Origin of the sequence: Bacillus hominis, assembly GCF_018332515.1 — a bacterium.
In the GTDB taxonomy this organism is placed as follows: Bacteria; Bacillota; Bacilli; order Bacillales; family Bacillaceae_G; genus Bacillus_A; species Bacillus_A hominis.
This window is the reverse complement of sequence record NZ_BOQD01000309.1, coordinates 1-6658: the sequence shown is the minus strand read 5'-3', so window position 1 is coordinate 6658 and position 6658 is coordinate 1. Positions and strand designations below refer to the sequence as shown.

At 33.7% G+C, this 6658-nt stretch carries 7 protein-coding genes; all 7 read right to left on the bottom strand.

The window, feature by feature from the left end; translation table 11 throughout:
* Positions 1 to 123: 123 nt before the first annotated feature.
* The 7 genes from KI356_RS23205 to KI356_RS23175 all read right to left on the bottom strand — a co-directional run bounded on the left by KI356_RS23205 (position 124) and on the right by KI356_RS23175 (position 6168).
* The gene (locus KI356_RS23205) at positions 124 to 573 is read right to left on the bottom strand and encodes an ASCH domain-containing protein (RefSeq protein ID WP_212936588.1); all 450 of its coding nucleotides are present in this window, start codon (positions 571 to 573) and stop codon (positions 124 to 126) included.
* 359 nt (positions 574 to 932) lie between these two features.
* Complete coding sequence (locus KI356_RS28300; protein ID WP_238486224.1) at positions 933 to 1364, bottom strand: M20/M25/M40 family metallo-hydrolase; 432 nt, start codon at positions 1362 to 1364, stop codon at positions 933 to 935.
* A gap of 544 nt (positions 1365 to 1908) precedes the next feature.
* On the bottom strand, positions 1909 to 2706 hold the full coding sequence (uppP, locus tag KI356_RS23195; RefSeq protein ID WP_212936587.1) for an undecaprenyl-diphosphate phosphatase UppP: 798 nt from the start codon (positions 2704 to 2706) through the stop codon (positions 1909 to 1911).
* 17 nt (positions 2707 to 2723) lie between these two features.
* Positions 2724 to 3461 carry an ABC transporter permease gene (locus KI356_RS23190; protein ID WP_128283651.1) on the bottom strand — a complete coding sequence of 246 codons (738 nt, stop codon included), beginning with the start codon at positions 3459 to 3461 and terminating at the stop codon, positions 2724 to 2726.
* A complete protein-coding gene (locus tag KI356_RS23185; protein ID WP_212936586.1) occupies positions 3454 to 4383 on the bottom strand; it encodes an ABC transporter ATP-binding protein in 930 nt (309 codons plus the stop codon). Before KI356_RS23185 ends, KI356_RS23190 begins: the two co-directional genes overlap by 8 nt.
* 68 nt (positions 4384 to 4451) lie before the next feature.
* Entirely contained in the window at positions 4452 to 5465 is a 1014-nt protein-coding gene (locus KI356_RS23180; RefSeq protein ID WP_212936585.1) for a sensor histidine kinase, read from the bottom strand.
* Positions 5455 to 6168, bottom strand: coding sequence for a response regulator transcription factor (locus tag KI356_RS23175; RefSeq protein WP_212936584.1), 714 nt, complete (start codon positions 6166 to 6168; stop codon positions 5455 to 5457). Before KI356_RS23175 ends, KI356_RS23180 begins: the two co-directional genes overlap by 11 nt.
* Positions 6169 to 6658 lie beyond the last annotated feature (490 nt).

The following is a 6658-nucleotide window of genomic DNA, read 5'->3' as shown; positions in this document are numbered from 1 at the left end:
TGACTCGTCTTTTTTGTGTTTAATAAAATAAGCTTGTTATCTATGGTTCAAGAAACCTATGGATAACAAGCTTATTTGTTTAAAGGTAAGTGTATTTATATAGAATTGTTATTTATTATAGCTTCACTTTGTTTTTACATCGATAAGCTCAAAACGTTCGCAAACGAGCAGCATATCTTCAGAAAAACTAAGCCCAAGCTCGTTTAGTTCCCCTGTAAAGAACTGAATATGGGTGTCTCTCCAGTAACTATAGGTACGATCGCCTTCACCTTCAGCGATAGCGAATTCTTCAGTTACTTCATTCATTGGTGTTACAGTTACTTCTATTGTTTTAATGATAGCTACAGGTTCATCTTGACTATTGAGTACAATACTATAATCATTGGTTGTTGGTAGCGGTTCGCTTTCTAATTCATAAAAAATATGGCCGGAGCATGTTGCGGTTTTCACACCATCAATGACTAGTTTAGCGAGATAATCAGGAGAATCACCAAATTGCCAAGCTGTAACGGATTTCGGTTTGTCATTGTTCCCCCAATAAGTATCCCAATATGTTTGCGCTAATGGATTCATTTGTATATTTACCTCACTTTAGTTAAAGTTTATTTTCTTTATAAGTCCTGGGCAATTTGCTTCTTTGTAATAGTTTTGTAGTCATTTAAAATTTGCATTGTTGTATTACGGATCAATAAAGATAATATGCTGAATGAATATGGTTTATAAACCCGTTCTGTCCATTTATGGCCATCTTTCCCGTAGACGACCATATTAATAGACGGGATGTTTAATTTGCAGATTGTTTCGTATGGTAATGGATATAGTTGTTATGTAGTCTATTTGTGATTTGGGCTGCGATAAAATTAGGGTCAATGCCAGACAATGTATCACCTAGGTGTACTTCTCTTCCATAAATATAGAAACAAGGAAGAAGTTTACCCCGCAGTACCTGTATAAATGTACCGCTGATTATCCTCATTATATAAAGGTGTTATGAAATCGTTATTAATAGCCAGCCGATACTGTAATTGTTTTTCTTGATTAAGTCTTTCAAGTTCGGTTAAAGCGGAGACCATACCACGATGTTCGCTTTCTTCATCCCCGTTGAATAAGAGAAGTAGATTTCTTTCTAGTAAATGCATATGTTCTGTGAAGTATAGTATATTGGCTAAATGGATTGCAGCACCACTTTTCACATCAAGAGAACCACGGCCAAACAGACAATCTCCAGATTTTGCATCGGTTTGAACATTTATATCACTTTTGTAGATTTGAAAATGTTTTTGGAGTATGTCAGGAGAGAAAGGATGTTCTTTTAACAATCCGAAATCTTCAATACCGACTGTATCTAGATGTGAATGATAAATGATAGTCGAGGGGGAGTTGTTTTCTCCTTTTACAAATGCAAATACATTTTTTCTACCTATTGGATTATGAGGTACATGTTAAATCCATATGTGTTCAGGATACTTTTGAAAATAAGGGAAGCTTTTTTTAATATTATATAGTTCATCTATAATACTAACTTCGCCAATGGTACCGTTAATACTATTAAATGAAACTAAATGCTTTGTTAGTAGCTCAACTTGCTCTTCTAACGGTAAAGCTTGTAGTATTACACCGAGTCAGAACGTTTGTTCTAACCCGGTGTAATAGGTACATACAATCAATTGAGGTACTTATTTTGAGTTTAGTATATGCGTTTAAAGGAGAAATGCTATTACTAGGATCGGGTTTCAAGTATAGCTTTTGATTTTACATATTTTAATGGTTGGTTCAAAGAATATTCGAATTATTAATGGTCGTGTATTATCAATATGCCATATTGAAGTGAGTAATACTAGAGGTGAAATAGATAAAAACCGATATTCCAATTTCAATATCGGTTAATAATATGTGACTTATATGAATCTATAGCAATACGAAAAGCGTAAATAAGATAGCCAATAAAATACGATAATATGCAAAAGGTTTTAAACCTATCTTTTCTAAAAGCTTCAGAAAAGTTACTACTGCTAGCATTGCTACAAGAAAAGAGGTAATGAATCCTATCGTAAACATAGGAATATCATCTACACTTAAATACTTCCAACTTTTTAATAAGTCTAACCCTGTAGCTCCGACCATTACAGGAATGGCAATGAGAAAAGAGAACTCAGATGCAGCCTTATAATTTACTTTTGCTAATAGCCCTCCAGAAATAGTAGAGCCCGCTCTAGAGAAGCCAGGATATACTGCTAAGCATTGAAATAAACCAATTGTTAATGCTTGACGGTATGTTAAATCATCTAGTGAAAAAGAGGTTGCCTCTGCCTTTTTTACTTCTGCAAAAATCATAAGAATTGCTCCTGCTACAAGTCCAATTACGACAGTATACGGCTGAAATAAGTATGTTTTAATAACATCATGTAGTAGTAAACCAGCAACTACTGCCGGAAATACGCCAAGGAATACATGTAATGCGTTGAATTTTTTCTCTTTTCTTAGAAGAGGCTTAATATTACATAAAGAAACAAGGCGTTTATGATATAAAATAGCGATAGCTAAGATCGCTCCTAACTGAATGACAATTTCAAACGTTTTTGCCCGTTCTCCTTCAAAACCTAATAAATGTCCGACTAATATAAGATGACCAGTAGAAGAGATAGGTAAAAATTCAGCTAACCCTTCTACAATACCGAGTATGAAGGCAATAATGATATCACTCATAGTTTCACTCCTGTAAATTAATGAATATCTACTCTCTTAAAATAGAATAGTGTTGCGATAAATCCGAAAATGGTAGTTACCGCGATGATGATATAAGAATACTCTGGTGGATAAGTCGATTGTAATTCGTTATTTGCTATATCTAGAGTGGCGGTCCATGGGAATAGGTCTTTATGTTTTGAATTTACGATCATAAGGTTAGTCATTGTAATAATAATTGTTAATATAATAGGTGGTACATAGGTTTTCATTACAAGAGTTAGTAGTACAATAGGTGAAGACAAAAGAAAGAGAAGTCCACCACATATCAAAAATTTTACGAGAGAGCCTAAAAGTAAGGTGATACTAAATCCAGGGAAGCTACCTAGTAACCCTAATAATAAAGTTAGTGCCCAAGCGATTAAAGTTAGCATCATGATCCAAAGGAATAGAAGGATGAACTTACTTATAATAAAGCTAATGCGTGATACTGGGATAGTTAGTAAATGTTTTAGTGTATCTTCTGTATATTCACGGGTAAACAGATAAGCAACCACTACTCCATATAAGGGGAATCCTATAATTAAAGTAGTATATAAGTTAACTTCAGTGAATAATTGATGGAACAAAATAGTCGGAGTTGGCTGTTTTGTTTTTATGTGTATATAAGACGCTACTACCACTAAGAAAGGTGCGACACCAGCCCCGATAATACTAATCAAAAACATATTAGAGCGTTTTAGTTTTAATAGTTCTGTATAGAGTAGGTTAACCAATCTTTCCACCTCCAACTAGCTTGGTGAAATAATCTTCTAATCTGTCTGCGCTCATCACCATTTTTAATACTTCAATATCGTTAAGAACAAACGCTCTGTTGATGCATCCTTGTTGTCCGAAATGAGAGTAAACGCGAATATTCCCTTCATCACGTACTTCATAATCAAAAATTTGAAAATGATTTTCTAATAGCATCACAGCTTTATGGTCATTATTCACCTGGAATTCTATGTATTTACGGTTTGCTTTACGCAGCGTATCAAGAGAAACTTCCTCTAGTAACCTTCCTTCATGAATAATCCCCATACGATCGACTAATTGTTCTACCTCGGCTAATATATGACTGGAGATAAGTATCGTTATATTTCTTTCTTGAGCTAAAGATTTAATAAGTTTTCGCATTTCTTTAATACCGATGGGGTCTAGACCATTAGTTGGTTCATCTAATATGAGTAGTTCAGGATAATGAAGAAGTGCACGTGCAATTCCTAAGCGCTGCTTCATTCCTAAAGAGTATTTTCCTACTAATTTTTTTGTTTCGTGCTGCAAACCTACAATTTCCAAGGCCTCTTCAATTGCATTCCTTTTGTGAACTCCAATTATCTTTGCATTAATTAATAAGTTTTCTCTTGCTGTTAAGTTTTCATAAAACCCTGGAACTTCAACGATAGAACCAATTCTTCTTAAAATGTCTTTTTGGTTTTGAAACAAATCTTCCCCGAATATTTCAATATTTCCACTTGTAGGTTTTATAAGGCTGAGCAGCATACGAATGGTTGTTGTTTTACCGGCACCGTTACGTCCTATGAATCCATAAATCTCGCCTTGTTGTACATTGATATTTAGATTATCTACTGATTTTTGAGTGCCGTATATTTTAGTAAGATTCGTCGTTTTTATAATTGTATCTATAGGAGACACCTACTTTCTATAAGTTCTTAATTACATGATAAAAAGAAGGGTTTAACTACGTATTAATCATTTCTTAACTATTTCTTAAAAGTAGTGTATTTTGGGATGGAAAAACCAAAAGTAGTTCTTTCCCAAGGAATACTGTCGACCCATATATGTCCACCATTTTTCTCAACGAGCGCTTTACAAATAGAAAGCCCAAGGCCGCTACCACCCAAAGAGGAGTTTCTTGATTGTTCGCTTCGATACATTCGCTCAAATACGTTTTGTAAATCATGTTTTGGAATGCCGGGTCCTTTATCCCAAATAAGAAGTTCATATTCTGTATCGGTTTCTAGTAGCTCGACTCCTACTATTTTCCCATCCTTTCCGTAATAGATGGCATTTTTCGTTAAATTTCCTATAACCCGTATAAGGCTAAGATGATCTGCAATAATAGGACAAGTAGATTCTGGGATGAGAACTTGTAGTTCGATATTATGTTTTGAAAGCTCAGGTAAAAACTCGATTAACACTTCTCTAGTAACTTCAGAAAAATCGAGTTCTTCTTCTTTTAATGGAAATTCATTAGCATCTAGCTTTGCCATATTGAATATTTCATCAACTAGGTGCTTTAAGTTGTTTGATTTCATATAAAGTATTTTAAGATATTCTTGCTTTTCTATTTCAGAAGCAGCAACCCCATCTTTCAAAGCATCAATGTATCCAATAATAGAAGTGAGTGGTGTTCGGATATCATGCGAGATACTAGACAAAAGTTGCTTTCTCGATTCCTCGGATTTTTTCGCCTCAATCTGAACTTTTTCTAATTCAGCTATTAATTCGTTTATTGAAAACACGATATTATGTAATGAGCGATCATTGTTCGTGAATAATCTTGTTTGTAAATTTCCTTTAAGTGCACGATTTAATTTAGTGACCATTGATTTGCGACTTCGAATAAAGTGTATTCTTGAAGAGAAAAGGTATATTGTAATTAAGATAAGCGTAATAAATAAAGATATTTTTACTTTGGGACCCGCGTTTATATTTAAAAGCCCGCAAATGATAAGTTGCAATGAAATAAGAAAGAGGATTTTATCAGTCTTCAAGTTTTTCACCTACAAACTTATAACCAATTCCCCATATAGTTTGAATGAATTTTGGATTGGAAGGATCGATTTCTATTTTCTTTCTAAGCTTTCTAATATGTACCATAACGGTATTATCATCTTCTATATAATTATCGTCCCACACATTTCGGAAGAGCTGTGTTTTTGTAAATACTTGCCCTGGGTTTGAGGTGAAGAATCTTAATAGTTCAAGTTCTTTTCCAGTTAAGTTGATTTCTGTATCGTTTGTATGAACCGTGTATTTATTTAAATCGATAGTTAGCCCTTTAAAAGTCAAAGTTGTTTTTTCTTGTACAGTAGTGTTACTTCCAAGAACTAAAAAGCGTCGCATAAGAGATTTTACTCGTGCAACCACTTCGTGAATACTGAAAGGTTTTGTAATATAGTCATCAGCCCCAATGCTTAAACCTAAAATTTTATCAACTTCGTGATCTTTAGCAGTTAGCATTAATATCGGTATGTTAGTTGTATCCCTAAGTTTTCTACATACTTCAATCCCATCTACTTTTGGCATCATAAGATCTAATATAACGAGGTTATAGTCGTTTTGATTAAATAAATGCAATGCTTCTTCGCCGTTAATTGCAGTATCTACCATATATAATTCTCGCTCTAAATATCTTTTTAATAAGTCTCGAATTTCTTTATCGTCATCTGCTATAAGAATACGTATATCTTTCATATCGTCACCTGCTTCTAATAGAATGTTATTAATAGTACAATTTGATAAACAAAGGGGAATAGGGGGGGAATAAAAAATAAAGCAACTTTCTAATTATATACTATTAATTGTTAAAATAAGGTTGCTAGTTTAGCTGGAAAGAGTCAATCGTATAAGTTCGGTAAGATGGGGGAAGCGAGTCCTTTGTAATAGAGAAGTGTCTAAATTGAATAGTATTTAGAAGAATAGATTAGTAAAGAAAAGTAGACGATGGTTTCTATTTTAATGAAATCTTTATAGGCCCTTACCTGGAGCTAAAAGAGCACGAAGATATTAAATTAAATTTCTTTATAAAAAGGTATTGACGATTAGATTATAGGGGTGTAATATAGAACAAGTCGCCGATAGCAATAACGCAGAAAGCGACAAACGAAATAAAAACAAAATGAAAAACTTAGTTGACATTACAAATTGGAAATGTTAACATAAGGGAGTCGCAAATGAGCGACAG